Source organism: Arthrobacter sp. Leaf141 (assembly GCF_001424565.1).
In the GTDB taxonomy this organism is placed as follows: domain Bacteria; phylum Actinomycetota; class Actinomycetes; order Actinomycetales; family Micrococcaceae; genus Arthrobacter.
This window is the reverse complement of the sequence record NZ_LMOL01000005.1, coordinates 719,543-743,143: the sequence shown is the minus strand read 5'-3', so window position 1 is coordinate 743,143 and position 23,601 is coordinate 719,543. Positions and strand designations below refer to the sequence as shown.

General features: G+C 63.7%; 22 protein-coding genes and 1 pseudogene. 10 read left to right on the top strand and 13 right to left on the bottom strand.

The features are described from left to right. Positions 1-7: 7 nt before the first annotated feature. From ftsX to ASF72_RS05895, 10 genes are all read right to left on the bottom strand, one after another. Positions 8-922, bottom strand: coding sequence for a permease-like cell division protein FtsX (gene ftsX, locus ASF72_RS05940; RefSeq protein ID WP_050685639.1), 915 nt, complete (start codon positions 920-922; stop codon positions 8-10). Continuing rightward, positions 919-1,695 (bottom strand): cell division ATP-binding protein FtsE, encoded by a 777-nt coding sequence (gene ftsE, locus ASF72_RS05935; RefSeq protein WP_056597213.1) that lies wholly within the window; start codon positions 1,693-1,695, stop codon positions 919-921. Before ftsE ends, ftsX begins: the two co-directional genes overlap by 4 nt. 168 nt (positions 1,696-1,863) lie before the next feature. Further along, positions 1,864-2,979: a peptide chain release factor 2 gene (gene prfB / locus ASF72_RS05930; RefSeq protein WP_056597211.1), complete on the bottom strand. Its 1,116-nt coding sequence runs from the start codon at positions 2,977-2,979 to the stop codon at positions 1,864-1,866. 50 nt (positions 2,980-3,029) lie between these two features. Then, positions 3,030-3,434 carry a pilus assembly protein TadG-related protein gene (locus tag ASF72_RS05925; protein WP_050685636.1) on the bottom strand — a complete coding sequence of 135 codons (405 nt, stop codon included), beginning with the start codon at positions 3,432-3,434 and terminating at the stop codon, positions 3,030-3,032. Between the two features lie 32 nt (positions 3,435-3,466). After that, positions 3,467-3,934, bottom strand: coding sequence for a hypothetical protein (locus tag ASF72_RS05920; RefSeq protein ID WP_050685635.1), 468 nt, complete (start codon positions 3,932-3,934; stop codon positions 3,467-3,469). Between the two features lie 25 nt (positions 3,935-3,959). Next, a complete protein-coding gene (locus ASF72_RS05915; protein WP_231686064.1) occupies positions 3,960-4,307 on the bottom strand; it encodes a TadE family protein in 348 nt (115 codons plus the stop codon). A gap of 84 nt (positions 4,308-4,391) precedes the next feature. Beyond that, a complete protein-coding gene (locus tag ASF72_RS05910) occupies positions 4,392-4,676 on the bottom strand; it encodes a hypothetical protein (RefSeq protein ID WP_164468840.1) in 285 nt (94 codons plus the stop codon). An 89-nt stretch (positions 4,677-4,765) separates the two neighbouring features. After that, entirely contained in the window at positions 4,766-5,707 is a 942-nt protein-coding gene (locus ASF72_RS05905; protein ID WP_056597209.1) for a type II secretion system F family protein, read from the bottom strand. Continuing rightward, positions 5,704-6,558 carry a type II secretion system F family protein gene (locus ASF72_RS05900; protein WP_056597482.1) on the bottom strand — a complete coding sequence of 285 codons (855 nt, stop codon included), beginning with the start codon at positions 6,556-6,558 and terminating at the stop codon, positions 5,704-5,706. The genes ASF72_RS05905 and ASF72_RS05900 overlap by 4 nt, the downstream gene beginning before the upstream one ends. Further along, entirely contained in the window at positions 6,558-7,781 is a 1,224-nt protein-coding gene (locus ASF72_RS05895; protein WP_056597207.1) for a CpaF family protein, read from the bottom strand. Before ASF72_RS05895 ends, ASF72_RS05900 begins: the two co-directional genes overlap by 1 nt. A gap of 1,161 nt (positions 7,782-8,942) precedes the next feature. Between ASF72_RS05895 and ASF72_RS05885 the strand changes: the two genes are divergently transcribed. Both ASF72_RS05885 and ASF72_RS05880 read left to right on the top strand, forming a co-directional pair. Then, entirely contained in the window at positions 8,943-11,012 is a 2,070-nt protein-coding gene (locus tag ASF72_RS05885) for an alpha/beta hydrolase (protein ID WP_162242790.1), read from the top strand. Positions 11,013-11,103: 91 nt separating this feature from the next. Continuing rightward, positions 11,104-11,622 (top strand): hypothetical protein, encoded by a 519-nt coding sequence (locus ASF72_RS05880; protein WP_157370899.1) that lies wholly within the window; start codon positions 11,104-11,106, stop codon positions 11,620-11,622. 27 nt (positions 11,623-11,649) lie between these two features. Here ASF72_RS05880 and ASF72_RS20940 read toward each other — a convergent pair. Next, positions 11,650-11,799: pseudogene (locus ASF72_RS20940) on the bottom strand (CpaF family protein); the annotation flags it as partial. Between the two features lie 326 nt (positions 11,800-12,125). On the opposite strand from ASF72_RS20940, the gene ASF72_RS05875 reads away from it, so the two are divergent. Beyond that, complete coding sequence (locus ASF72_RS05875; protein ID WP_235504662.1) at positions 12,126-15,047, top strand: GH25 family lysozyme; 2,922 nt, start codon at positions 12,126-12,128, stop codon at positions 15,045-15,047. A gap of 160 nt (positions 15,048-15,207) precedes the next feature. Here the strand turns inward: ASF72_RS05875 and rfbA are convergent, their stop codons facing one another. Next, on the bottom strand, positions 15,208-16,077 hold the full coding sequence (gene rfbA / locus ASF72_RS05870) for a glucose-1-phosphate thymidylyltransferase RfbA (protein WP_050685628.1): 870 nt from the start codon (positions 16,075-16,077) through the stop codon (positions 15,208-15,210). 55 nt (positions 16,078-16,132) lie between these two features. Here rfbA and rfbB point away from each other — a divergent pair, with 55 nt between their 5' ends. Genes rfbB through ASF72_RS05850 form a run of 4 tightly spaced genes read left to right on the top strand, consistent with a single transcriptional unit; the run spans position 16,133 to position 19,672 of the window. Further along, positions 16,133-17,131, top strand: coding sequence for a dTDP-glucose 4,6-dehydratase (rfbB, locus tag ASF72_RS05865; RefSeq protein WP_050685627.1), 999 nt, complete (start codon positions 16,133-16,135; stop codon positions 17,129-17,131). A 3-nt stretch (positions 17,132-17,134) separates the two neighbouring features. Then, complete coding sequence (locus ASF72_RS05860; RefSeq protein WP_056597201.1) at positions 17,135-18,559, top strand: sugar nucleotide-binding protein; 1,425 nt, start codon at positions 17,135-17,137, stop codon at positions 18,557-18,559. A gap of 23 nt (positions 18,560-18,582) precedes the next feature. Then, positions 18,583-19,275 carry a glycosyltransferase family 2 protein gene (locus ASF72_RS05855; protein ID WP_050685661.1) on the top strand — a complete coding sequence of 231 codons (693 nt, stop codon included), beginning with the start codon at positions 18,583-18,585 and terminating at the stop codon, positions 19,273-19,275. A 10-nt stretch (positions 19,276-19,285) separates the two neighbouring features. After that, positions 19,286-19,672, top strand: coding sequence for a DUF2304 domain-containing protein (locus ASF72_RS05850; RefSeq protein WP_050685625.1), 387 nt, complete (start codon positions 19,286-19,288; stop codon positions 19,670-19,672). Between the two features lie 82 nt (positions 19,673-19,754). Here the strand turns inward: ASF72_RS05850 and ASF72_RS05845 are convergent, their stop codons facing one another. Continuing rightward, positions 19,755-20,636, bottom strand: coding sequence for a glycosyltransferase family 2 protein (locus ASF72_RS05845; RefSeq protein ID WP_050685624.1), 882 nt, complete (start codon positions 20,634-20,636; stop codon positions 19,755-19,757). Positions 20,637-20,803: 167 nt separating this feature from the next. Here ASF72_RS05845 and ASF72_RS05840 point away from each other — a divergent pair, with 167 nt between their 5' ends. From ASF72_RS05840 to ASF72_RS05830, 3 genes are all read left to right on the top strand, one after another. Then, the gene (locus tag ASF72_RS05840) at positions 20,804-21,559 is read left to right on the top strand and encodes a glycosyltransferase (protein ID WP_056597199.1); all 756 of its coding nucleotides are present in this window, start codon (positions 20,804-20,806) and stop codon (positions 21,557-21,559) included. Between the two features lie 20 nt (positions 21,560-21,579). Further along, on the top strand, positions 21,580-22,494 hold the full coding sequence (locus ASF72_RS05835; protein WP_235504660.1) for a glycosyltransferase: 915 nt from the start codon (positions 21,580-21,582) through the stop codon (positions 22,492-22,494). A gap of 61 nt (positions 22,495-22,555) precedes the next feature. After that, on the top strand, positions 22,556-23,599 hold the full coding sequence (locus tag ASF72_RS05830; protein ID WP_056597195.1) for a hypothetical protein: 1,044 nt from the start codon (positions 22,556-22,558) through the stop codon (positions 23,597-23,599). Positions 23,600-23,601 lie beyond the last annotated feature (2 nt).

Genomic DNA, 23,601 nt, shown 5'->3' with positions numbered 1-23,601 from the left:
GCACAGCCTAGACGCGCAAGTATCTGCGAAGGGTCAAGAGGGACGAAATTCCTGCCAAACAAGCACCCAGCAACAGCAGCGCCGGCGCCAGGATGAGGGTCTGTCCGGCGGAAATGAACGCCGTGTCAGGGTACTGCTGGGCCATGAAGTCGCCCAGGAAGAAACGCGCCACGGCCCACAACGTGGCTGAGGCCAGGGCGGCGCCGATGACGGCGGCGATCACCCCTTCGAGGATGAACGGCAGCTGGATCACCGTCTTGGAGGCGCCCACCAGGCGCATGATCCCCGTCTCCCGGCGCCTGCTGAACGCTGAGAGCCGGATGGTGGTGGCGATCAACAGGATGGCGCAGACGATCATCACGCCGGCGATGCTGACGGCCACCAGGGAGGCTCCGTTCATGACGGAAAACAGGCGTTCCAGCAGTTGTCGTTGGTCAATGACCGTTTCCACGCCTGCCTGGGAAGAGAAGGTCTCGCTGATGATCTGGTATTTTTCCGGGTCCTTCATGTTGATCCGGAAGGACGCCGGCAGCTGGTCCGGCGTGACGGAGTCCACGATGGGCGAGTTGGAGAACTGGTTCTTGAAGTGGTCGTACGCTTCCTCGCGGGATTCGAACGCGAAGTCGTTGATGTACTGGCCCACCGCCGGGGATTCCAGCAGGGTGTTCAGGCTGTCCTGCTGCTCCGGGGTGACCGGACCGCCTGCGCAACTGGCCGCCGTCGAGCCGTCACTGCAGAGGAAAACGGCGACCTGGACCTTGTCGTACCAGTAGCCCTTCATCTGGTTGATCTGCATCTGCAACATGCCGGCCGCGCCCACAAACGTGAGGGAGACAAAGGTGACCAGGATGACCGAGACCACCATGGAGACGTTGCGGCGCAGGCCGCTGCCGATCTCGCTGAGGATGAATGCGAGCCTCATCGCTGTGCCCCGCTTTCCCCGGGCGCCTCGTCCGGGGTTTCCCGACCACTGGCATCCTTGAGCCGGCGGGACTGGCCCACCACGGGAATCATGGACGTGTAAAGGGCCTTGGCCTCGTCGCGGATAACCACGCCGTTCTTGAGTTCCACCACCCGTTTGCGCATCTCGTTGACGATGTCGTCGTCGTGCGTGGCCATCACCACGGTGGTGCCGTTCTGGTTGATCTTGTCCAGGATGCCCATGATGCCCATGGATGTGGTGGGGTCGAGGTTTCCGGTGGGCTCATCAGCCAGCAGGATGCCGGGCCGGTTGACCACGGCGCGGGCAATGGCCACGCGCTGCTGCTCACCGCCGGAAAGCTCGTGCGGCATGCGGTGCTCTTTACCTTCCAGGCCCACGGTCTTCAAGACCTCGGGGACGGTGTCCCGGATGACGCTGCGGCTTCGGCCGATGACCTGCATGGCGAAGGCCACGTTGGCGAAGACGTTTTTCTGGGGCAGGAGGCGGAAGTCCTGGAAGACAACGCCGATGCCGCGGCGCAGGCGCGGCACCCGCCAACTGGAAATCTTGGCGACGTTCTGGCCGGCGACGTACACCGCACCGGAGGACGCCCGGTCCTCCTTGAGCACAAGGCGCAGGAAGGTGGATTTTCCGGAGCCGGATGCGCCCACGAGGAAGGCGAATTCGCCGCGGTCAATCTCAAGGTTGACGGCGTCCAGCGCAGGCCTGGCTGTCTGGTCGTAGACCTTGGTGACATTTTCGAATCGGATCATGGCCCTAAGTACCCTGCAGGCATGGCTGAGACTTGCAGCCCAGTCTGCAGCCGGTGCACGGGTTTTCGTTTGGGGGAATTAGGGCCCCGGCCCCTCGACTATACGCAGGGTTGCCGGCATCACATGCTTTTTGCCGATGGCGTGTCGGCAAGGCCGCCGCCGCGGGGTTTACTTTTCGGCGTTGCGGTTATCGGTGCGCCAGCGGATGCCGGCGTCGATGAAGTCGTCGATCTCGCCATCGAACACGGCCGAGGTGTTGCCCACTTCGTGTTCGGTGCGGAGGTCCTTGACCATTTGGTAGGGGTTCAGGACGTAGGACCGCATCTGGTCGCCCCAGGAGGCTTTGACGTCGCCGGCGAAGGCCTTCTTTTCGGCGTCTTCCTGCTCCTTTTTCAGCAGCAGCAGCCGGGACTGGAGCACGCGCATGGCGGCGGCGCGGTTCTGGAGCTGCGACTTTTCGTTCTGCATGGAGACGACCGTTCCGGTGGGAAGGTGCGTGAGGCGTACTGCCGAGTCGGTGGTGTTGACCGACTGACCGCCCGGGCCCGACGAACGGAAGACGTCAACGCGGATTTCGTTGTCCGGGATCTCGATGGAGTCCGTCTGTTCGATCAGCGGAATGACCTCGACGGCGGCGAAGGACGTCTGGCGCCGGCCCTGGTTGTCGAACGGGCTGATGCGGACCAGGCGGTGGGTTCCGGCTTCAACGCTGAGGGTGCCGAACGCGTAGGGGGCCTTAACCTCGAACGTGGCGGATTTCAGGCCGGCTTCTTCGGCGTAGGACGTGTCCATCACCGTGGTGGGGTAACCGTGGCGTTCGGCCCAGCGAAGGTACATGCGCATCAGCATCTCGGCGAAGTCCGCGGCATCCACGCCGCCGGCGCCTGCCCGGATGGAGACCACGGCTTCCCGCTCATCGTATTCGCCGGACAGCAGGGTGACCACCTCGAGGTCCTTGAGGGCTTTTCGGATGGATTCCAGCTCCGTGGCTGCTTCGCCCATGGAGTCGGCGTCGCCCTCGTCCTGGCCGAGTTCCACCAGGACCTCAAGGTCGTCGATCCGGGATTCCAGGCTGGTGAGGCGCTCCAGTTCGGACTGGCGGTGGGAGAGCCTTGAGGTGATTTTCTGGGCCGCCGCCGGGTCATCCCAAAGGTTGGGCTCGCCTGCCCGCTCGCTCAGTTCGGCGATGTCTTCCTTCAGTGCCTCAACATCGGTGACGCGTTCGATGGAGGTGTAGGTGCCGCGTAGCGCGCGGATTTCAGCGGAAAAATCAATATTGGCCATGGTTGTTTAACCCTACGCTATCCGGCAAAACCGTCCGTCACGTGCCGTGGTCACCGGGTGAGCCGGGACCGGGCGGTGGACCTGGCTTCGATGGGAATACCGCCCGGGACCAGGAAGTTCACGATGGGCGGGTGGACGGCAGCGGTCAGGACCACCACTGCCGTGGCTCCGTCCCGGGTGCCGGTCTCCCCCGCCACAGCCAGGCTGTCAAAGCGGAGAGCGGCAGGGCTGCCAGCCACGAAGTCCGTGGCCGCGCTGCGGACCCTGCCCGGGTCGAGGAGGGCTGCCGGGCTGCCCGACTGGGCTGCCACCTCGCCGAGGGTGAAGCTGTCCGCCGCGGCCAGGGCGGCGCCGTCGGCCAGGGACAGCAGGCGCTTGTGCTCCAGGTACACCGAGGTGATGCCCAGCATCACGGTGGCCACCAGCAGCGCGACGGCCAGGTAGCCCACCACCATAACGGTGATCTGTCCTTCTTCGGCGCGCGGCGTCACCGGAACCTGCCGACCATTTGGGTGGATGAGGCCTGCACCTCCGTGGCATGGAGGCCAAGCCCGTTGTTAAAGGGTATGAACGGCAGGGGAACGGTCAACCGGATGGTGTAAGTGACTGTTGAGCCGGCTGCCCGGCAGTCAGCGGAGCTGCAGCTGGTATCCACCCGGGCCTGATCCAGGCCGTGGCCGAAGTCCGCAAGGGCTAGCTGAACTGCCTGCTCGGCGGCGGCGCGGGCGTCCACCTCCGCAGGCGACGCCACAAACACCTTGGCGGCCTGGTCGGCTGCACCGGCCACGGCGAAGGAAGCGCCCTGGACCTGGCCGGCAGTGATGATGAAGTACACCAGGGGAACCAGTAACAGGACCGCCAGGAAGGTGAATTCCACCACCGCGCTCCCCCGTTCACCGTCGGTTCCTGCATCCGGGTCCGCTGGTGGGTTCAGGGCCGGGAATGCATCCGGCATCCGAAGACCTGCACTCTTCCGCGGGTCACTGCTGGACCGCCGCATGGCCCGTAACCTCCAGCATCCCCTGGGGTCCGATCAGCCCGATGACCGGCAACGGTGCGCGCACTGTCACTTCGAGGGTGCGAAGTCCCTGTACGGTCACCTCCCCGGTGCTGACCTCCCCAGCAAAGCCGGGGTTCAGTGCGGTTCCGATCAGGCTGCGGGTCCGCTCCTGCGCATCCGCGGCATTACGGTCGGCGAGGGTCCCGTAGCGGGCACCCGAAGCAGCGGCATCAACAAGGGTGTTCCGGACGTGCAGGATCAGTGTCAGCTGGATGACCGCAAGGAACAGAACAGTCAGCAGGCTCCCGACCAGGACAAAATCGACCACCGCGGACCCACGTTCGCCGGCGTCCGCCGGCTGAAGCTCGGACGCCGGTTGGCGGAGCCGGCTCCTGGCGGGGGTGGACACGGGCTACCCACCCACCGTGTCCATGGCCTGGTTGAACATCGCTTCAAGGGCGGGACCGGCCAAGGCAAGCAGCGCGGCCACCAGGACGGCCGACATCAATGTGATCATTACCCAGCCGGGGACATCGCCGCGTTCCGGGTGCCCACTTCCCGGAGTTTTGCCACCGGTCCGCTGTGCAGTGGAGGGGATGGTGCGGGCACGGCGGCGGTTGGCGGGCCCGTGTGTACCGGTGGTTGGCGCCAAAAGGATAACAAGCGCCACCACGACGCGGAGTCCGATGGTTTTCATTTGACCGTCCTGTTTCTTGAGTACTTCCGGAGATGGCCGCCCGGTCCCCCGACCTTGGCTGTTTGTTGGTGGCAGTGCGGCGGGCCTTCCTAAAAACCCAGATTGATGGCGGCGAGACCGGGGAAAACTGCGAAGACGACGGTAAGCGGCAGGACGCCAAACACCAGGGGCACCATCATGGCGATCTCCTTCTTGCCGGCGGCTTCCATCAGATCGCGTTTGGCGTTGTCGCGGACGTCCTGGGCCTGCGCCCGGAGCACATCAGCCAGGGGTGTTCCGCGTTCAACCGCCACGATGATTCCGTCAACGAACCTGGCCAAAGGTGCCAGGTCCGTGCGCGCGGAAAACTCCTGCAACGCCTGGACCAAAGGATTGCCTGACCGGGTCTCGGCAAGGATCATCGCAAACTCGCGGGCCAGCTCTCCCCGGGCAGTCCTGCAAATGCGGTCCAGGCTCCCGGTGGCGCTCTCACCGGCGCTGACCGCGAGCGCCATCAGCTCTGCGAGGCTGGGAAATTCTGCCAGCATACGGACCGCCCGCCGCCGGATTTGGACTCCCAGCCAGTAGTCCCGGCCGACGAACCCACCCACGGCGCCGGCTGCGACCAGGACGGCGGCCAGCACCGGACTGAGCCGCCCGGATGCTGACCCGGGTACCATGATGGCGAGGACTGCGATGAACCCGCAGGCTGCCCACACCAGTTGTTCCACGCGGAAGTCGAGGACCGATTTGGTGATGCCCGCCTGCGCCAGGCGGCGTGCCGCGCCACCGGCAGATGGGTTCAACCGGCCCAGGGCGGCCAGCGCGTCATGCAGTACAGGCCGAAGGATACCTGCCAGCGGGCCGAACGGAGCCGGGTGGGTATCGCCGGCGAGGAGCAACCGTGATGTGAGGTTCTGCGAGCGCAGTTGCGGTTCGATCCGCTGCGCGAGAGTGGTGGCCCGCATCAGCGGTGACCTGGCAACAACAAGCCACAGGCCAATGCCCAGCGAGAGCCCTACAACGATGCCCGCGGTGAGGATGCCGTTCATCGCAGTACCCGTTCTTCCTGGGGCAAGGCGCCGATCTTCAACATTATTGAATAGCAGGTAAGGGAGACCACCAGTCCACCCAGCAGCACGGCGGCCCCCATGGGGGTGTTGTAGGCATGGACGGCTTCGGGCCTGGTGGCGAGAAGCATCAGGACAATCCAGGGGGCGGCCACGGCCAGGCGTGCGGCATTGATGGTCCACGACTGGCGCGCTTCGAGCTCGCTGCGGGTACGAGCACTTTCGCGCAGGAATTCGGCGAGAGTCCCCAGTAACCGGCCCAGATCCGTTCCGCCCACCTCGCGGGTAAGCCGCAGCGCTTCGACGATCCGGTCGGCGACAGGGTCGGCGAGCCTGTCCTTCAGCCTGGTCAGTGATCCGTCGAACTGCCCTCCGGCCCGGTAGTCAGCCCCGAAGTCCCGGAACACCGGACGCAGCTCTTCTGGGCCCTTGGTGCCCAGCTGGATCAGGGCTTCCGGAAGGGGAAGGCCGGCGCGGATGGCGGAGCGGAGATGATCCACTACATCCGGCCAGAGCTGGCGCAGCATCATGCTCCGCTTCCGCGCCTGCCACCGCAGGATGGTGATGGGAAGCCCCAGGGCGAAAAGTCCGAAGCAAGCCGCGATGGGAACGGAACGACTGACGGCGAAAACCAGTGCGCCTACCGCCGCGCCAAGGCCCAGACACGAGCCAATCAGGCCTCCGACACTCACCCTTGCGACCCCCGAGGCGGCCAAAAGGTCGGCGAGCCGGTTGGGACGGCGGGGCCTCTTCCGTGCGGCCTGCGATTCCCAGCAGGACCACCAAACAAGGAGGAGCCCTGCACCCGCCGTCATGCCTGCCAAGGCGGCCATCATCGGGGATCCAGCAGGGCGGCTACGTCGTAGCCTGCCCGGGCAAATTTTTCGGCCTCCGGCATGGAGTTTGCCCTCGGCTGCAGTACGCCGTCCACGGTGGCGAACACCAGTGACGACTCGATGATCCCGTTCTCCACCCGGCGGCCCAGCGACAGGATTTCCGTCACTTCCCGCCTGCCGTTGGCCTGCCGGCAGCAATGGACCACCAGGTCGATGCACGAGGCGACCGTTGGCACCACAAACGCACTCGAAATATTCTCGCCCGCCAGTAGGGGCAGGGTGCAGATCTTGGTGACTGCGTCATGCGCCGAGTTGGCATGGACAGTGCACATCCCCGGCAGGCCGGAATTCAGGGCAATCAGCATGTCCAGGCATTCCGCTTCCCGGACCTCTCCGACCACCAGACGGTCCGGGCGCATCCTCAGCGCCTCCTTCACCAAACGACGCAAGGGTATTTCACCGTAGCCTTCGAGGTTTGGTTGCCGGCACTGGAGCCCCACCACATCCCGCAACGGGAACTGCAGCTCGAAGATTTCCTCCACGGTGATCACGCGCTCGCGGCTGCCGATGCCAGCGGCCAGGCAGTTCAACATGGTGGTTTTTCCTGCCTGCGTGGCGCCCGAGACCAGGATGTTCAGTCCGCTGGCAACTGCTGCCCCCAGAAATCTTGCGGCCTGTGGGGTCAGCGTTCCCAGTTCCACCAGGTGTTCCAGCCGGCTGGCCTTAACCACGAATTTCCGGATGTTTACTGCCCAATGCCGGCGGGTCACATCCGGTATCACCACGTGCAGCCTCGAGCCGTCGGGCAGGGACGCGTCCACGAAGGGTGAGGACACGTCCAGGCGCCGTCCTGAGCTCTTCAGCATCCGTTCCACGAGGTCGCGGACCTGCTGGTCGGTGAGGCTCAGCGAGGTCAGTTCCGACTCCCCGTTCCGCGCCACGTAGATCTCATACGGCGTGTTGAGCCAGATTTCCTCGATGCTGGGGTCATCCAGCAGGGGTTGCAGGACGCCGAACCCTGCCACCGCGTCAAAGAGGAACCTGCGCGCAGAATCCAAGGCTCCGATGGGCGGCAGGGTACCCAGCAGCGAGCGCTCGTCGTAATCGGTGACGGCAGCCTCCACCAGTCGGCGGACCTCGACGGCTTGCCGCAACGGATCAAGCCCGCGCCTGCGGATGAGCTCGCGGACCTCGTCCTCGACTATTCCCAGAGCATCCATGCGTACCCCTGTAGAACCTGCCACCTCCGTTGGAGGCAGTGCGAATGGGTCCAGCCTAGGGACCTGAGAGTGGGGTGCCAAGGCACCCGGCAGCGAATGTGGAAAACCCCTGCTTCCGGCGGAGCCAAAAGTCGGCGGCTTTCCCGCTACGGCGCCAGCAACCTGCAGAGATCCGTGACGGTCCCCGGCCCCGTGAGGCCCCCGTCAGGGTCGACGGGCCCATCCAGCGTCCAAGCCACCTGGCCTACTGTCAGGAACACGCCGCCCGGATATCCGGTGTGCTTTGGAACCGTGATCAAGTTCCGTCCGGTGGCTTTGTAAATAAAATCAGCGGTTCCAGGGTCCCAGGCAACGCGCACCGTTCCGTTGATGGACGAGCTGAAAACCTTCAAAGCGGGCGCTGGTCCCGAAAGGGTTAGCGTGGAAGCCGCGGCGACGTTGGTAAACAGGGTGACGGGCTTGGAACCGGCAAAGTGGAGGGAGTGGGGAATCACCTTTTCAGCTCCCGTGACCTGCGCAGATATGACGAAACCGGGGCAATCGAACTGCTGAACCGAGGGATCTGTGGGAGTTGGCGGGGCGGCTGTGGCAGTAACCGTTCCCGGTCCGGCCAAAAGTCCAATGGCCATCACCAGCGGGGCTGTTCTGCGTTTCATGAGGAGTCTCCTTGGCGGTCGCAACAAGTTCCCCCCAGGGGACGGGATAAATCCCTGACAACAGCGTTCGGGCATCTTATGCCCGGGCCGCAGCACCAGCAAGATCCCTGCCGTACCGGTACTTCCCGGGCGAACACTGTTACCGCATTAAGGGCCGCAGCCCGCCTCTTCCGGTAGGCAAGGAAAAATTGGGGATCCATTAACAACTCTAAAAACCCGGCTTTCAGCTGTAGCCATTGCCGGCGCTGCCCAGCACTTATATCGGTGCCGGCATCAGCCAGGCCTGGTGGAACACAGGCGGCCAAACCGGCGCTGCAACCCTGGTGAGGGTGAGCTGAAGTTCGGCTTCCTTGCCCCTGAATAGTTTATCAATTTATTGGAATTAATCGTCCATATTGGTAATGTAGCCAAAGTCCCGTCCCTTCCTCGCGGCATGATGCAGGGGCCGGGCGCCCAGGAACCAAGTCGTTCCTGCGCCGTTTTTCCTTTGGGGGGAGTAAACACCGTGGCTTTAGCGTTTGATGATGATGCTGCCACGTCTTTGGTCGGGGTTGCCAGGGATGTGGATGGGCGGCTTCGTGATGAGGGTGTGTTGCGTCGTGGCGCGGTGGAGACGGCGCTGGAGGATTTCGCCGGCGCGTACGCCGACCTGTTCAGGGAAGCTTCCTCCAGCGAGGCTGAAGATCGTGGAAAACTCGCCGCTGTACTTGACGGTCTTGCCGGACAGATCGAAGAAGCGCAGCAGAAGGCGCGGTCGGAACGCGAGCGCCAATCCCGTTTGGCAGCGTGGCAGGTGCGGGAAGCTGAACGTGAAAGCAGGCCCGAGAACTTCATCGGAGACATCGGCACCGCAGTGGAGGGGCTCTTTGATCCGAAACCCTCTGAGACCCCCATCGCGCCACCAACCATTTCAGCGGCCTTCTCCCCCAGCCAACGCAACCGCAGCGCGGGCTCTGGGTCCTCGGACGGGAAGAGTTCGGCCGTTCCCGACCATTTACGCACCTTCGTGGCCCAAGCCAGGGCAGGTAACACAGGCATGCGGCAAGACCTCATGCAGCTTCGCAACGCTTGGGCGTCATTTACCTCTTCCTGCTCGTGGGTGCTGCTCGGATCGAACTCTTTCCCAGGGGGCTTTGAGCGGCTGTTGGGCGAAAACGAGGCTGATGCGAAGTGGATTGAACATATCGCCGATGCGTTCGCCGCGGCCGGCGGCGGATCCATTTCAAATCCCGCACTCGATGTTGCCGCTGCTGCTGTCACGCCACTAAGCAATCGGGAACTCTTAGATTTGTTCTCGACCCTGTCGGCGAAAGAACTCGCTGCCACGATTGCGGCCTCTCCTGCCCTGCGGTCTCATCTTCAGCTGATGAACCCGGGCGAAATCCACACGTGGTGGACAGGCCTGAACCCGCCAACGGGTAGCAAAACCCCGTTCTCGGAACGGCAGGACCTATTGCTGACACAGTTTCCTACGGACTTCGGAAATCTGGAAGGAGTGCCTTATACGGCCCGGAATCAGGCCAACCAAACCGCGCTCAAGGCAGCGGTCGCCGATGCGGAGACCCGGATCGCGCAAATACAGGCTTTGATCTACGACACTCCCGCGGGCTTCGGCGCGGCGTCCCCGTTGGCGGCCGGATTGGAGCAAACGCTCAACAACTTTCAAAAGCAACTCGACGGGCTGCGCAACATCCAAAAGGCGCAATTCACGCCTGAGGGGTGGGAGAAACGGCAATTAGTTTCCTTCACCGAGGACAAGCCCCCGTTGGCTGCGGTGTCGGTCGGTGATCTCGATACGGCCGGCAGTGTCACCTACGCTGTTCCGGGGATGGGCACGACCAGCAATGACATGACGGGGTGGACGAAAGCAGCCCAAAACCTGCACGACCAGCTTCCCTCGGGGAGCGCCGTGGTGTCCTGGATCGGATATGAGACACCTCCCGTGCCGGCATTGGACAACAATCTCGACGTCGGCGTTCTTGATGTGAATCGAGCAGTCGCGGGTGGGCAGAAGCTGGCGGGAGCCCTCGGCGGCCTGGCTGCAGTCCGCGGTGAGAGCGCGCCGCAGCTCAATATTGTGGCGCACTCCTACGGAACGACCACCGCTGCGGTGGCCCTCACGCAGCCTGGAATCCGGGTGGATAACTTCGTCACCCTTGGCTCCGCAGGACTACCGGACAACGTCCATACCGCCGCTGACCTCAACGTCGGACACGTATACTCCGGACATGCGCGCGACAAGATACCTGGGGAAACCGAAAGCGGAGACCAGTGGGCCTGGACCGGCCGGGAAACCAGCCGCGATCACCACGTGAACCCGATCAAACCTGAGTTCGGTTCCCACGCCTTCGGCACTGACGCTGGCGGCGACGCCGGGAGGGCCGTAACAGACCATAGCGCGCTCATTGGTGACGACGGCGAACAAGCCGGATACTTCGACAAGAGGACTGAATCCCTGAAGAACACGGTCTGGGCAATCACAGGCGAAGCGGAAAAGATGAGCCCGTATGTGCCCCTGGGTCCGACGGATCTGCAGAAAGACTTACTGGAAGGGTTGTCCAATGCCGGCCGCTAAAAAACATATGAGGACACTCACTGCGGCCCTGGTCGGACTCGTGATGGGAATGACGGTATCCGCATGCGCTGAGAAGGAGCCAAACACCACAATGTCAGAGACTACGACACCGGAACAGACGGTCAGCGCCAGAGATGGACGGGACCGTGTGGTCGAGCTCGTCATCAACACCACCAAACAGCTCGACGTCACCGGGTGGTGGCCCCGCAACGGTGTAGCCGGGGCGCAGGAATGCGCCCTCGGAAAAGGTGTGGAGGGTGCCAACTACAGCTACGACCACTGGGCACCCCAGGGAACGGAACACGTTAAAGACGCCCAACGCGTCGCCGAATACTGGGAATCCCTGGGCATGACCGTACGCACCGTAAACCCGACAACACACCCGGTGGTCTTCGCAGAGGGCGGACCCGTCCTCCGGGCTGAATTCGATACTGATGCCGCTGACCAGTCCTACAGTATCGGCGCTACCGCCCCCTGCTCGCCGGGCGACGCATGGGAGCTGAATGTTGAGGATCAGGCCGAGCGGGATCAGGGCAAGGTGCTTCCCGGGGACGAAGGAGTAATCCCGAAACCCGATCCGCGGGACACCTCCACTCCGCCGTCCAAGTAAAGCTGTGCAGAGTAAAGCTGTGCAGACGAGGGACGCGTCCACGACGCGTGAGGGCCCGTCCAGGCGCCGTCCTGAGCTTTCGAGCATCCGTTCTACGACGCCGCGGACCTGCTGATCGCTCAGCGCGGACAGTTCCGACGCCCCGTTCCGCGCCACGTAAATCTCATACGGCGTGTTGGGCGGAGGAGCGCCAAGGTGTTCCCGCACGAATGTGGAAGACCTCCGCGCGCCGGTGTCTCCACGCGCCTTTCCGCCCGTTTCCGGCGCCGACTCTGCCCCGCAAAAGATGAGGATGCCGTGTGACTTCCGGCCCCTTGCGTCTGCCTGCATAATGGTCACATTGGAATCAACTGAAACACTGGTCACATTTAGCACATGGTGCTACGTTGGCCCAGCCAGTTGTCTCTGACATTCCCCTGCGGAATCCCGGATGTGTTGTTTGTCCGGGATCAGCAGATTCTGATGGCTCGCTTCTGGGGAGCGGCCCTATCACCGGAGTTCATATGAAGTCGCGCCCGTCGCCTGTCTCACGACCCTTTCTCAGCCTGATTGGCGCGGCCGCGCTGGCAGCGTCCCTGATAGCAGGGCCGGGCATCGCCTCGGCAGTAACGCCGCAGCCCACAGTCCCGCCCGTGTCCGGATCGGCGGTGGAAACCAGCAAGCCGGCAACCGGCACCGGCGCTCAGCAGACCACACCCGCCGCACCGGCCCCGTCGCCCTCCGCCACACCGACAGCTCCCGCCCCGGCACAGACCCTACCGGCGCCTGCGCCGGCCCCCGCAGCACCGTCACCTGAGCCAACCCTTAACGAATCCATGGCAGACGTGCTGGCGGCCGGCGGGGCCGAAATGGGTCAACGGTCAGCGCGGGTGACCGCCAAGAGTTCCTCAGCACGGTTACTCCGCTCCGAATCGCTGTCCGCCGAAGGCACGTGGATGCCCACCTTTGGCGTCCAGGGCCTGGATGTCAGCGGACACCAGCCAAGCGTGGACTGGAACCAGCAGTGGAACATGGGCGCGCGCTTCGCGTACGTCAAGGCCACCGAAGGCACGTACTACACAAATCCGTCCTACTCATCCCAGTACCAGGGTTCACGCAACGTCGGGATGATCCGCGGCGCCTACCACTTCGCCATCCCCAACAGGTCCTCCGGCGCCGAGCAGGCCCGGTACTTCGTCCGCAACGGCGGCGGCTGGTCAGCCGACGGCTCAACGCTGCCGCCTGTCCTGGACTTCGAGTTCAACCCCTACGAGGGCCGGACCATCGACGGGATCTACTACGGCAACACCTGCTACGACATGTCCGCCGCGCAGCTTGGCGCCTGGGTCAGGGACTTCGGCAACACCGTCAGGTCGCTGACAGGGCGCCTGCCCGCCATTTACACCAACACCTCATGGTGGAACCAGTGCCTCGGCAACCCGACAGGGTTCGGAGACTACCCCCTCTGGGTTGCCGCCTACCCCGGCGCCCCGACAAACAACGCCGGCGCCGTTCCCACCGGCAGCTGGAACACCTACAGCATCTGGCAGTACAGCAGCACCGGACCTCTGGCCGGCGACTCAAACGTGTGGAACGGTGACCTGGCAGGGCTGAAGGCCTTCGCGTCGAACAGCAACAACGTGGCGGCCGCGGCGCCCATCAATGCGCTGCGTGCCACGCTGCCCGCCCTCGGGGCTGCCACCAGCGACATCGTCTGCGGACTCCGGGATGGCGGCTGTTACCGCGTCTACCAGGGCGGCGCCATCATGTGGTCGCCTGACCTGGGCGCACAACCGAGCCTCAACGGACCCATCAGGGACGCCTGGCAGCGGAACGGCTTCGAAAACGGATCCCTGGGCTACCCCACATCAGGGGTGGTATGCGGGCTCAAGAAGGGTGGCTGCTTCCAGAACTACCAGGGCGGCTCCATCCTCTGGTCCCCTGCAACCGGCGCATCAGTCCTCGGCTTCGGCGCCATCCGGGATTACTGGGCGGCCAGGGGCTATGAGAACGGCGCCCTGGGCTACCCCACCAGCAACGCCGTGTGCGGCCTCAAAGCAGGCGGCTGCTTCCAGTTGTTCGAGGCCGGAACGGTCCTCTGGAGCCCAGCAACGGCTGCGAAGCTGGTCAAGGCCGGCCCCCTGCTGGACGCCTGGGGCCGTGCCGGCTATGAAAACGGCCTCCTGGGCTACCCTGCGGCGGAAGCCACCTGCGCAGCCTCCACCTGCCGCCAGAATTTCACGGGCGGAGTGGTGGCCTGGACCTCAACCACAGGCGCCTGGCCCATCTACCTGGGCATGGCTGACTCATGGAAGGCGGCACTGACCCGGGGCGAACCGATCGGCTACCCCATCGGCGGGGAAGTCTGCGGCATCCGGGCCGGCGGCTGCTACCAACTGTTCCAGAAGGGAACTCTCCTGTTCTCACCTGCCACCGGGGCATTCCCGGTCACCGGCAAACTGCTCTCCTACTGGCAGAGCACCGGTTTTGAAAACGGGAGCCTGGGCTACCCCACCGGCACTGCAACCTGCTCCGATGCGCAGACCCAGTGCCGGCAGCCGTTTGAAAAAGGCGTCGCCGCCTACTCCCGCGCCACTCCCCCTGCGACCGTTCCAGCCGGACCCATGGCTGCAGGATGGGCAACATCCGGCTGGGGCACCGGTACGCTGGGGTTCCCAACCTCAGGCCAGTACTGCGGACTCAAGGACGCAGGCTGCTTCCAGATGTTTGAGAAGGGAGCCCTGATGTACTCACCAAAGACCGGCGCCCAGCCCAGCATCAACGGCCCCATCCGCGACTTCTGGCAGAAGGCCGGATTCGAGAACAGCACCCTCGGCTACCCGGCATCCGGCGTTGTTTGTGGACTGGCGGGTGGCGGTTGCTTCCAGAACTACTCGGCCGGAACCGTCATGTGGTCCAAGGCCAGCGGCGCCAACGCCGTCATGTTTGGCCCCGTCCGGGACGCCTGGGCCGGTTCCGGCTTCGAAGGTGGAAAACTTGGCTACCCGGTCAGCGGGCAAATCTGCGGCCTGCAGAAAAACGGCTGTTTCCAGAACTTCACCAAGGGAACCGTCATGTACTCGCCCTCAACCGGGGCGCACGCTCTGACCTCGGCCCCCATCCGGGCCAGGTGGGCCACCTCCGGGTATGAGACCGGGTCCCTGGGCTACCCCACCAGCGGAACGACCTGCGGCCTGCGCAGCGGAGGGTGTTTCCAGAACTTCGAAAAGGGAACCATCATGTGGTCGCCCACCAGCGGCGCCCATCCCCTCACGCCAGGCCCCATCCAGCAAGCCTGGGCAACCCAGGGGTTCGAGGCGGGCCGGCTCGGCTTCCCCACGTCAAGCCAGACGTGCACGCCCGGCAACGGTTCCTGCAGCCAGAACTTCCAGGGCGGCCGGGTCAACTGGACCGCTTCACGCGGTGTCTGGACCACAGTGTCCTAGCACGCGGCACCAGCAGAAGGAGGGCCCGGACACGGTAACGCACCGTCGCCGGGCCCTTTTGTGTTGTTGACGCAATTAACGAAAATGCTCCCCGAACGCCGGACGGAATATCCGTCGGCATCCGGGGAGCAGTCCGCCGGCTCTGGAGTGTGCGGCGCGCCTAACGTCCGTGCTCGAGCAGGTTGATCAGGTACGCACCGTAGCCGCTCTTAACAAGGGGCTCAGCCAACTTGCGGAGTTCCTCATCTGACAGGAAGCCCAGCCGCCATGCGATTTCTTCGGGTGCGCCAATCTTCAATCCCTGGCGGTTCTCCGTGGTTCGGACAAAGTTGGACGCATCGTTGAGGTCGCTGAACGTTCCGGTGTCCAGCCATGCGGTGCCCCGGGGCAGGATTTCAACCTGCAGCTTGCCCCGGTCCAGGTAGGTGCGGTTTACATCGGTAATCTCGAGCTCGCCCCGGGCCGAAGGCTTGAGGTCCCTGGCAATTTCCACCACGTCATTGTCGTAGAAATACAAGCCGGGTACCGCGTAGTGGCTTTTGGGCTTTTCGGGTTTTTCTTCGAGGGAAATAGCCTTCCCCGCGGAGTCAAATTCCACCACGCCATAAGCCTTCGGGTCCGCCACCCAATACCCAAAGACGGCCCCGCCGTCGATATTTTCGAACCGGCGCAGCTGGGTGCCCATTCCCGGGCCGTAGAAGATGTTGTCGCCGAGGACCAGGGCCACGCTGTCGTCCCCGATGTGCTCTGCGCCAAGGACAAACGCCTGCGCCAAACCATCCGGGGACGGCTGCTCTTTGTACGTGATGGAGACGCCGAAGCGGGAGCCATCCCCCAGCAGCCGCTGGAACTGCTCGCTGTCGTGGGGCGTGGTGATAATGAGGATGTCACGGATGCCGGCGAGTATCAGGGTGGAAAGCGGGTAATAGATCATTGGCTTGTCGTAAACCGGGACCAACTGCTTGCTGATTCCCAATGTGATCGGGTGAAGCCTGGAGCCGGTACCGCCGGCAAGTATTATTCCGCGCATGCCACCATCTTTCCTCCCACTAAGTGCGTCGGCAAATCCGGTATCGTTGGGGACTATGTCGCGACTCCTCGTAACCGGCGGTGCCGGGTTCATTGGTTCAAATTTTGTCCACTACGTGCTGGAGCACACTGACCACACCGTGACGGTGCTGGATAAGCTCACCTACGCGGGCAACCTGGAGTCCCTCAAGGGCCTCCCTGCAGACCGTTTCAGTTTTGTGCAGGGGGATATCGCCGATTCCGGCCTGGTGGACGGCCTCGTCGCCGAGACCGATGTTGTGGTTCATTACGCGGCCGAATCACACAATGACAACTCCCTCCACGATCCGCGCCCCTTCCTGGACACCAACATCATCGGCACCTACGTGCTGATCGAAGCGGCCCGCAAGCACAACCGGCGCTTCCACCACATTTCCACGGATGAGGTTTACGGCGACCTGGAGCTGGATGACCCGGAGCGGTTCACCGAGCAGACCCCGTACAACCCGTCGAGCCCGTACTCGTCCACCAAGGCGGGCTCCGACCTGCTGGTCCGCGCCTGGGTCCGGTCCTTCGGGCTGCAGGCCACCATCAGCAACTGCTCCAACAACTACGGCCCGTACCAGCACGTGGAGAAGTTCATTCCGCGCCAGATCACCAACGTGATCGACGGAATCCGCCCGAAGCTGTATGGCAAAGGCGAGAACGTCCGCGACTGGATCCACGCCAATGACCACTCCTCCGCGGTGCTGGCCATCATCGACAAGGGCACCATCGGTGAGACGTACCTGATCGGCGCCGACGGCGAAAAGAACAACAAAGAGGTTGTGGAGCTGATCCTCAAGCACATGGGCCAGTCCCCGGACGCTTACGACCACGTGGTGGACCGGCCGGGCCATGACCTGCGCTACGCCATTGACTCCACCAGGCTCCGTGACGAGCTCGGCTGGGAACCCCAGTTCTCCAACTTTGACCTCGGCATCGAGGACACCATCGCCTGGTACCGCGACAACCAGGACTGGTGGCGCCCGCAGAAGGCCGCCACGGAAGCCAAGTACAAAGAGCAGGGCCAGTAGCCCATGGCCATCGAGTTCGGCAAAAAGCTGACGGCCACGGAAACACCCATTCCGGGCGTTGTCCTTTACGATCTGCCCGTCCACGGCGACAACCGCGGCTGGTTCAAGGAAAACTGGCAGCGGGAAAAGATGGTGGCCCTGGGCCTGCCGGATTTCCAGCCTGTCCAGAACAACATTTCCTTCAACGAGAAGGCGGGCACCACCCGCGGCATCCACGCGGAGCCGTGGGACAAATTCATCTCCGTGGCCACCGGCCGGATTTTCGGCGCGTGGGTTGACCTGCGCGAAGGCCCGTCGTTCGGCGCCGTCTTCACCGCCGAAATGGACGCCAGCCAGGCGATCTTCATTCCCCGCGGCGTGGGCAACGCGTTCCAGACCCTCGAGGACAACACCGCGTACACGTACCTGGTCAACGACCACTGGTCAGCGGACGCGCAGGGCCAGTACACGTTCCTCAACCTTGCGGATGAGGTTTCAGCGATCCAGTGGCCCATTTCCCTGGCGCAGGCGGAGCTGTCCGACAAGGACAAGGCGCACCCGCGCCTGGCTGACGTGATCCCCATGCCCGCGAAAAAGACCCTGGTGGTGGGTGCCGACGGCCAGTTGGGCAAGGCCCTCCGCGGGTTGTACGACGGCGACCCTTCCGTTGAGTTCGCCGGCCGCGCCGGGTTCGACCTCGGCAGCGACGAAGCCTTCGCCGGCCGGAACTGGAAGAACTACTCCACGATCATCAACGCGGCCGCCTACACCGCCGTGGACACCGCGGAGACCCCCGAAGGCCGCGAGGCCGCCTGGGCCGTCAACGTCGCCGCCGTATCGCGTTTGGCGCGGACCGCCGTCGAACATGACCTCACGCTGGTGCACGTCTCCTCCGATTACGTGTTCGACGGCGGCCTGGCAGTCCACCACGAAACGGAACCGCTGACGCCGCTCGGCGTCTATGGCCAAACGAAAGCCGCCGGCGACGCGATCGTCAGCGTGGTTCCGCGCCACTACATCGTGCGGACCAGCTGGGTGATCGGCGAAGGCAACAACTTCGTCCGGACCATGGCCTCGCTGGCGGACCGCGGCATTGAACCGTCGGTGGTCAACGACCAGGTGGGACGCCTCAGCTTCACCAGCGACATCGCGGCCGGCATCAGGCATCTGCTGACGTCAGGTGCAGCGTACGGGACCTACAACCTCAGCAACGACGGCGAGCCGCAGTCGTGGGCTGACATTGCAGCGGACGTTTACGAGCTGTCCGGCAAACCGCGCGGGTCGGTGACCGGGGTGAGTACCGAGGAGTACTTCAAGGGCAAGTCCGCAGCCCCCCGCCCTCTGAACAGCGCACTGGACCTGGCCAAGATCAAAGCTTCCGGGCTGGAGCTTCCGCTCGTTTCAACGCGCCTCAAGAGCTACGTCGAGAATGTGGACCGCGCGAAGTGACACGGTCCGACACTCTGGTCATCATGCCTGCATGGAACGAATCAGAATCCGTTGGGAAAACCATCACGGAGGTCTTTGAATTCGGGCCTTCCTGCGACGTGCTGGTGGTGGACGACGGGTCGCGGGACAACACCGCGGACGTGGCCCGGGCCGCCGGGGCCATCGTGCTGCAACTGCCGTTCAACATGGGGGTGGGCGGCGCCATGCGGACGGGCTTCAAATACGCCAAGACCCACGGGTACAGCCAGGTGATCCAGGTGGACGCAGACGGACAGCACGATCCCAGGGACATCAAAGCCGTCCTGGACGGCCTCGAACACGCGGACATTGCCATCGGCGCCAGATTCGCGGACAAAGGCAACTACGAGGTCCGCGGCCCCCGCAAGTGGGCCATGAACGTCCTGGCCTGGACCATCTCCCGGTTGGCCGGAACAAAACTCACCGACGTCACCTCAGGATTCCGGGCGGCGAACTCCAAGGCCATCCGCCAGTACGTGGATCACTACCCTGCCGAGTACCTCGGGGACACCATCGATTCCCTGGTCGTCGCGATCCGCTCAGGCTGTACAGTCCAGCAGGTCGGCGTGTCCATGCGGGAGCGGCAGGGTGGCACGCCGAGCCACAACCCTGTCAAGGCAGCGATGTACCTTGGACGCTCCGGATTGGCGCTCCTGTTCGCGCTGACCCGGAAAAAAACCGAGCCGTCTACCAACTAGGAAATCCAACATGTCGCTCCTGATGGGCTCCATTGTCGTCCTGGCAATACTCTTTTTTGTTTTCGAAATGCTCCGCCGCCAGAAACTACGGGAAAAGTACGCCATCCTCTGGATTGTGGTGGGCATCGGCACCCTCCTGCTGTCGGCCTTCCCCTCCCTGCTGGAAAAAGCCAGCGGGCTGCTGGGCATCCAGGTCCCGGCTAACCTGCTGTTCATCATGACGCTTGTGCTGCTGGTGGGCGTCTGCCTCCACCTGTCCCGGGAACAGTCCCAGGCCGAGGACGAGGTCAGGATCCTGTGCGAGGAAGTGGCAATCCTCAAATCCGAGCTGAAAGTCCTGCAGCACCGTTTCGAGTCCGGCACCCGGAACGCCGGTGCAGCGGACCCGGAGGGCTGACGGTCCCGTTAACGCGATCGGGTCCCCAACAGTGTTCTGTTGGGGACCCGACGGCGTTAAGCCCACTCCGTTACGGGGCTTCCTAACGCACGATGTGCTTCGCCAGCCTGGGCAGCGAGTCGAACTTGCCTTTGCCGACGGACTTCAGGATCAACGACGCGGCGTTGAGCCTGGACGTCGTATGGAAGTTCGCGGCCCTCGCGGCGCCCTTCCAACCCATGGCCGCGAAACGTTCCGCCTGCTGCTGGAAGAAGCGTCGTTCCTCATCAAAACGGCGGCCGTCAAGCGCGCGAACCGACGAGTCAGACGCCGAGTGCCGGCGGTACAGGAACGCCAGGACCGGGTCAACAATCATCGAACCATGCTCGGCGGCGATGTCCAGCAGGAGAGCAAGATCCTGGACCACATCCAGGCCCTCGGTGAAGCCGATGCGCTTCACAGTCTCCGAGCGCCAGGCAAGGGACGGGAAGTAAGCCCAGTCGGCACGCACCAGGCTGGTGGCCATCACTTCGCCCTTCAGTTCGATCCGCTCGCTGGTCTTGGGAGCGTAGATCTTTTTCACCGCATCCACGAGCGGCGTGCAGGCGATTCCCTGCTCGTCGATCACCTGGACACCCGGCTGGATCACGTCCGCCTTCGGGTATTCCGCGAACGCGCTCGTTACGAGGTCAAGGTAGTTGGGCAGCATAACGTCGTCTGCGCCCATGATGACAACATACGGTGCCTCGACGAGGGTCAGGGCCTTACGGTAATTTCCGTTGGCACCCAGGTTCTGCTCGTTCTTGAGGTACGTGACCCGGGGATCCGTGATCGTGGAAAACCAGCGCTCAGGCTCGGGATCCGGGTAGCCGTCGTCGATAACCACGAGCCGCCAGTCCTGGTTTTCCTGATTCATCACGCTGCGGGCTGCGAGCTTCATTTGATGGACATCGCCGTAGTACGGCAACATTACGTCAACGGTCATGGACCTGAGGTTCCTTCCGTGGATTCCGCGCGAAGAGCTCGCCGGCAGTGTTCCACCAATTATAGTTGACCGGCACCGCGTCCCTCCCTGCAGGCCCGGCTTGCTAGACTGCTGGGGACCCTGCCCGCCCCGCTGGCACCGCCCGGAGGCCCGAGGAGAAAAAACTTATGGAGCCCGCAACTGCCCCTTCGCCGCGCATCAGCGTGTGCATGGCGGCATACAATGGCGCCCGCCACATCGAAGAACAAATCGCTTCGATCCTGCCGGAAATCGGACCCCACGACGAACTGGTGGTGGTCAACGACTGCTCCACCGACGCGACGTCCGACCTGGTCGCAGGCATGAACGACCCCCGGATCCGGCTGATCAACGCCGACCGCAACGTGGGCTACGTCCGTACTTTCGAACGGGCCCTGGGTGAAGCCCGCGGCGAATACGTGTTCCTTTCGGACCAGGATGATGTCTGGCTGCCGGGCCGGGTGGAACGGATGATCTCCGCCCTTGACGGCCGAAACATGGTGGTCAGCAACTGCCGGCACGTTGAGGGGCCCTCAGGGCGCTTCCACGACATCCGTCTGAAAGCGGCCGATTCGGACCACACCGTCCGGAACCTTGCGGGCATCGTGGTGGGGTACCGGCTGCACTGGGGCTGTGCCATGGCATTCCGGCGTGTGCTCCTGGCCCAGATCCTGCCGTTTCCCGCCTATATGGACGAATCCCACGACCAGTGGATAGCAACTGTGGGCAACGTCAACCGTTCGATCGTTTACCTGGAAGAAGACACCATCCTGCATCGGCTCCACGGCGAGAACCTGACCCCCAGCGGCATCCGCTCGGCCTCCAAGATCCTGCGCGCGAGGCTGGCATTTGTCCGCAATCTTGCCACGGCGCTCCGGCGCTTCCACCAGGTGGGGGCCGTCTGATGGGCGCGGAAGAACCGGCAGTGACCAGCCGTGCCCGCAACGTGTGCGGTGTGGTTTCGGCATTCAACCCCGGCCCCGAGAACGTGGCAAACATCGAATGGCTCCTGCAGTATGTGGAGCACGTGGTGGTGGTTGACGACGGATCGCCGGCGGATGTCACCGAATCGCTGCGGGCCATGGAAGACGCCGGCGCTGTGGTGGTCCGCCTTGGCACCAATTCCGGCATTGCCCGGGCCCTCAACCTGGGCGTCAACGAAGCAATCAGCCGCTGGGACCCGGAATGGGTGGTCACCATGGACCAGGATTCCCGCTTCACCGGCGACTACGTAGCTTCGGCCCTGGCAACGGCTGCCTCCTCCTCCGAACCGGCCACCGTGGGCATGGTCTGCGCCGAGTCGCACAACAACATCCCGTTGCCGTCCTGGGGAAGCCCGGAGGAACCGCAGATCTTTGACCCCATGACCAGCGGCAGCCTGGTCCGCACCAGTACCTTCAGCGCTGTGGGGTCCTTTGATGAGGGATTCTTCATTGATTGCGTGGATTCGGAATTCAATGCCCGGCTCCGCGAAAAGGGGCTCCGTGCCCTTGCCGGGCGGGGCTGCAACCTTGAGCACAGCCTGGGCAATGCGCGTCCCATGACGATCCTCGGGTGGCATGCCCACGTCGGCGCGAAAAAGCTTTTTGTGTACTACCACGCACCTTTCCGGGTCTACTACATCACCAGGAACTCCCTGGTCCTCGCCCGCCGGTACGCTTTCAAGCAGCCCAAATGGGTGCTGCGCCGGATTTACATGGAGATCCAAAGCCATGTGGTCCGGTTTGGTTTTGGTCCCAACCGGCGCAAGCACCTTGTGGCCGCCCTGGCCGGCGTCCGTGACGCCCAGCGCCTGAAGATGGGAAAGATCGACGACGCCCTGGCCGCCCGCCTGCGCTGAGCAGGAATTCCATCATGCAGCGCCGGCGCCCCACTGCGCGGCCGAAATCGAAGGACCACCCATGACCGATCACTCAGGAACCATCTTCGTCCTGTACCACAAAGGACTAAGGACCGGCGGCCCGGAAGCACTGCATCAGCTTGTCGACATGCTGCGCGAACTGGGCCGCGACGCCTACCTCGTTCCGCACCCGCACACGGTGCACAACGACAGGGTTGAGCAGTACAACATCTACAACGCGCCGGAGGCCCCGGCGATCATTGACGCCCCCGGAAACGTTGTGGTGTATCCGGAAACCTACGTCTACGAGATGTCAGGCGTAAAACTGGCCCGCCGCATGTGCTGGTGGTTGAGCATCGATAACTCCCTCACGTTTATGGCGGAGCGGATGTGGCACCGAAGTGATGCCGGCCCCTTTGAGAAGGCCAAAGAAGCTGCCGTCCCCTTCGCCCGGATGTGGAAAAACAAGGTGGCCCCCGCGTTCCTCCGCAACGACCGCGACGTGGTCCACCTCGTCCAGTCCTCTTACGCGTGGGCCTTCGTGGCGACACGCTTTGATGTTGTGCCGTCCCTGATCTCCGACTACACACCCAACAGCGAATTCCAGGCCCATCCGGAAACCAGCCGCAACGTGAACCTGGTGACGTACAACCCGGCCAAGGGCGGCCACATCATCGAGGCCGTGAAGAAACTGTGCCCGCCCTCGATCGAATGGCAGCCGATCGTTGGCATGACCCGGGCAGAAGTGGTGGGCACCCTGCAGGGCTGCGGGGTCTACCTTGACCTGGGCCACCATCCCGGAAAAGACCGGATGCCCCGCGAGGCGGCACTGTCCGGCGCGCTCAGCATCGTGGCCCGCCGGGGCTCCGGAGCTTTTTACGCCGACGTCCCCGTCCCCTGGGAACACAAAATCACGCCGGGCAAGGACGAGGTATCGGCTGCCGCAGCCATGCTCCCGCAGCTCATTGGCAACTTTGACGCCGAGGTTGCCAAACAGGACCGCTACCGCGCCGCCATCCTGAACGAAAAGTCCAGGTTCAGGAGCGAAGTGGAAGACGTCTTTGTAAAAGGCCAGCTCGGCAAGGACGCTTATGACTATATGTAAGG

Bases quoted from the DNA above. Each gene is read 5' to 3' on its own strand.
- ftsX (WP_050685639.1), bottom strand. From the start codon at position 922: ATGAGGCTCGCATTCATCCTCAGCGAGATCGGCAGCGGCCTGCGCCGC.
- ftsE (WP_056597213.1), bottom strand. From the start codon at position 1,695: ATGATCCGATTCGAAAATGTCACCAAGGTCTACGACCAGACAGCCAGG.
- prfB (WP_056597211.1), bottom strand. From the start codon at position 2,979: ATGGCCAATATTGATTTTTCCGCTGAAATCCGCGCGCTACGCGGCACC.
- ASF72_RS05925 (WP_050685636.1), bottom strand. From the start codon at position 3,434: ATGGTGGTGGGCTACCTGGCCGTCGCGCTGCTGGTGGCCACCGTGATG.
- ASF72_RS05920 (WP_050685635.1), bottom strand. From the start codon at position 3,934: ATGCCGGATGCATTCCCGGCCCTGAACCCACCAGCGGACCCGGATGCA.
- ASF72_RS05910 (WP_164468840.1), bottom strand. From the start codon at position 4,676: ATGAAAACCATCGGACTCCGCGTCGTGGTGGCGCTTGTTATCCTTTTG.
- ASF72_RS05905 (WP_056597209.1), bottom strand. From the start codon at position 5,707: ATGAACGGCATCCTCACCGCGGGCATCGTTGTAGGGCTCTCGCTGGGC.
- ASF72_RS05900 (WP_056597482.1), bottom strand. From the start codon at position 6,558: ATGGCCGCCTTGGCAGGCATGACGGCGGGTGCAGGGCTCCTCCTTGTT.
- ASF72_RS05895 (WP_056597207.1), bottom strand. From the start codon at position 7,781: ATGGATGCTCTGGGAATAGTCGAGGACGAGGTCCGCGAGCTCATCCGC.
- ASF72_RS05880 (WP_157370899.1), top strand. From the start codon at position 11,104: ATGTCAGAGACTACGACACCGGAACAGACGGTCAGCGCCAGAGATGGA.
- ASF72_RS05875 (WP_235504662.1), top strand. From the start codon at position 12,126: ATGAAGTCGCGCCCGTCGCCTGTCTCACGACCCTTTCTCAGCCTGATT.
- rfbA (WP_050685628.1), bottom strand. From the start codon at position 16,077: ATGCGCGGAATAATACTTGCCGGCGGTACCGGCTCCAGGCTTCACCCG.
- rfbB (WP_050685627.1), top strand. From the start codon at position 16,133: ATGTCGCGACTCCTCGTAACCGGCGGTGCCGGGTTCATTGGTTCAAAT.
- ASF72_RS05860 (WP_056597201.1), top strand. From the start codon at position 17,135: ATGGCCATCGAGTTCGGCAAAAAGCTGACGGCCACGGAAACACCCATT.
- ASF72_RS05855 (WP_050685661.1), top strand. From the start codon at position 18,583: ATGCCTGCATGGAACGAATCAGAATCCGTTGGGAAAACCATCACGGAG.
- ASF72_RS05850 (WP_050685625.1), top strand. From the start codon at position 19,286: ATGTCGCTCCTGATGGGCTCCATTGTCGTCCTGGCAATACTCTTTTTT.
- ASF72_RS05845 (WP_050685624.1), bottom strand. From the start codon at position 20,636: ATGACCGTTGACGTAATGTTGCCGTACTACGGCGATGTCCATCAAATG.
- ASF72_RS05840 (WP_056597199.1), top strand. From the start codon at position 20,804: ATGGAGCCCGCAACTGCCCCTTCGCCGCGCATCAGCGTGTGCATGGCG.
- ASF72_RS05830 (WP_056597195.1), top strand. From the start codon at position 22,556: ATGACCGATCACTCAGGAACCATCTTCGTCCTGTACCACAAAGGACTA.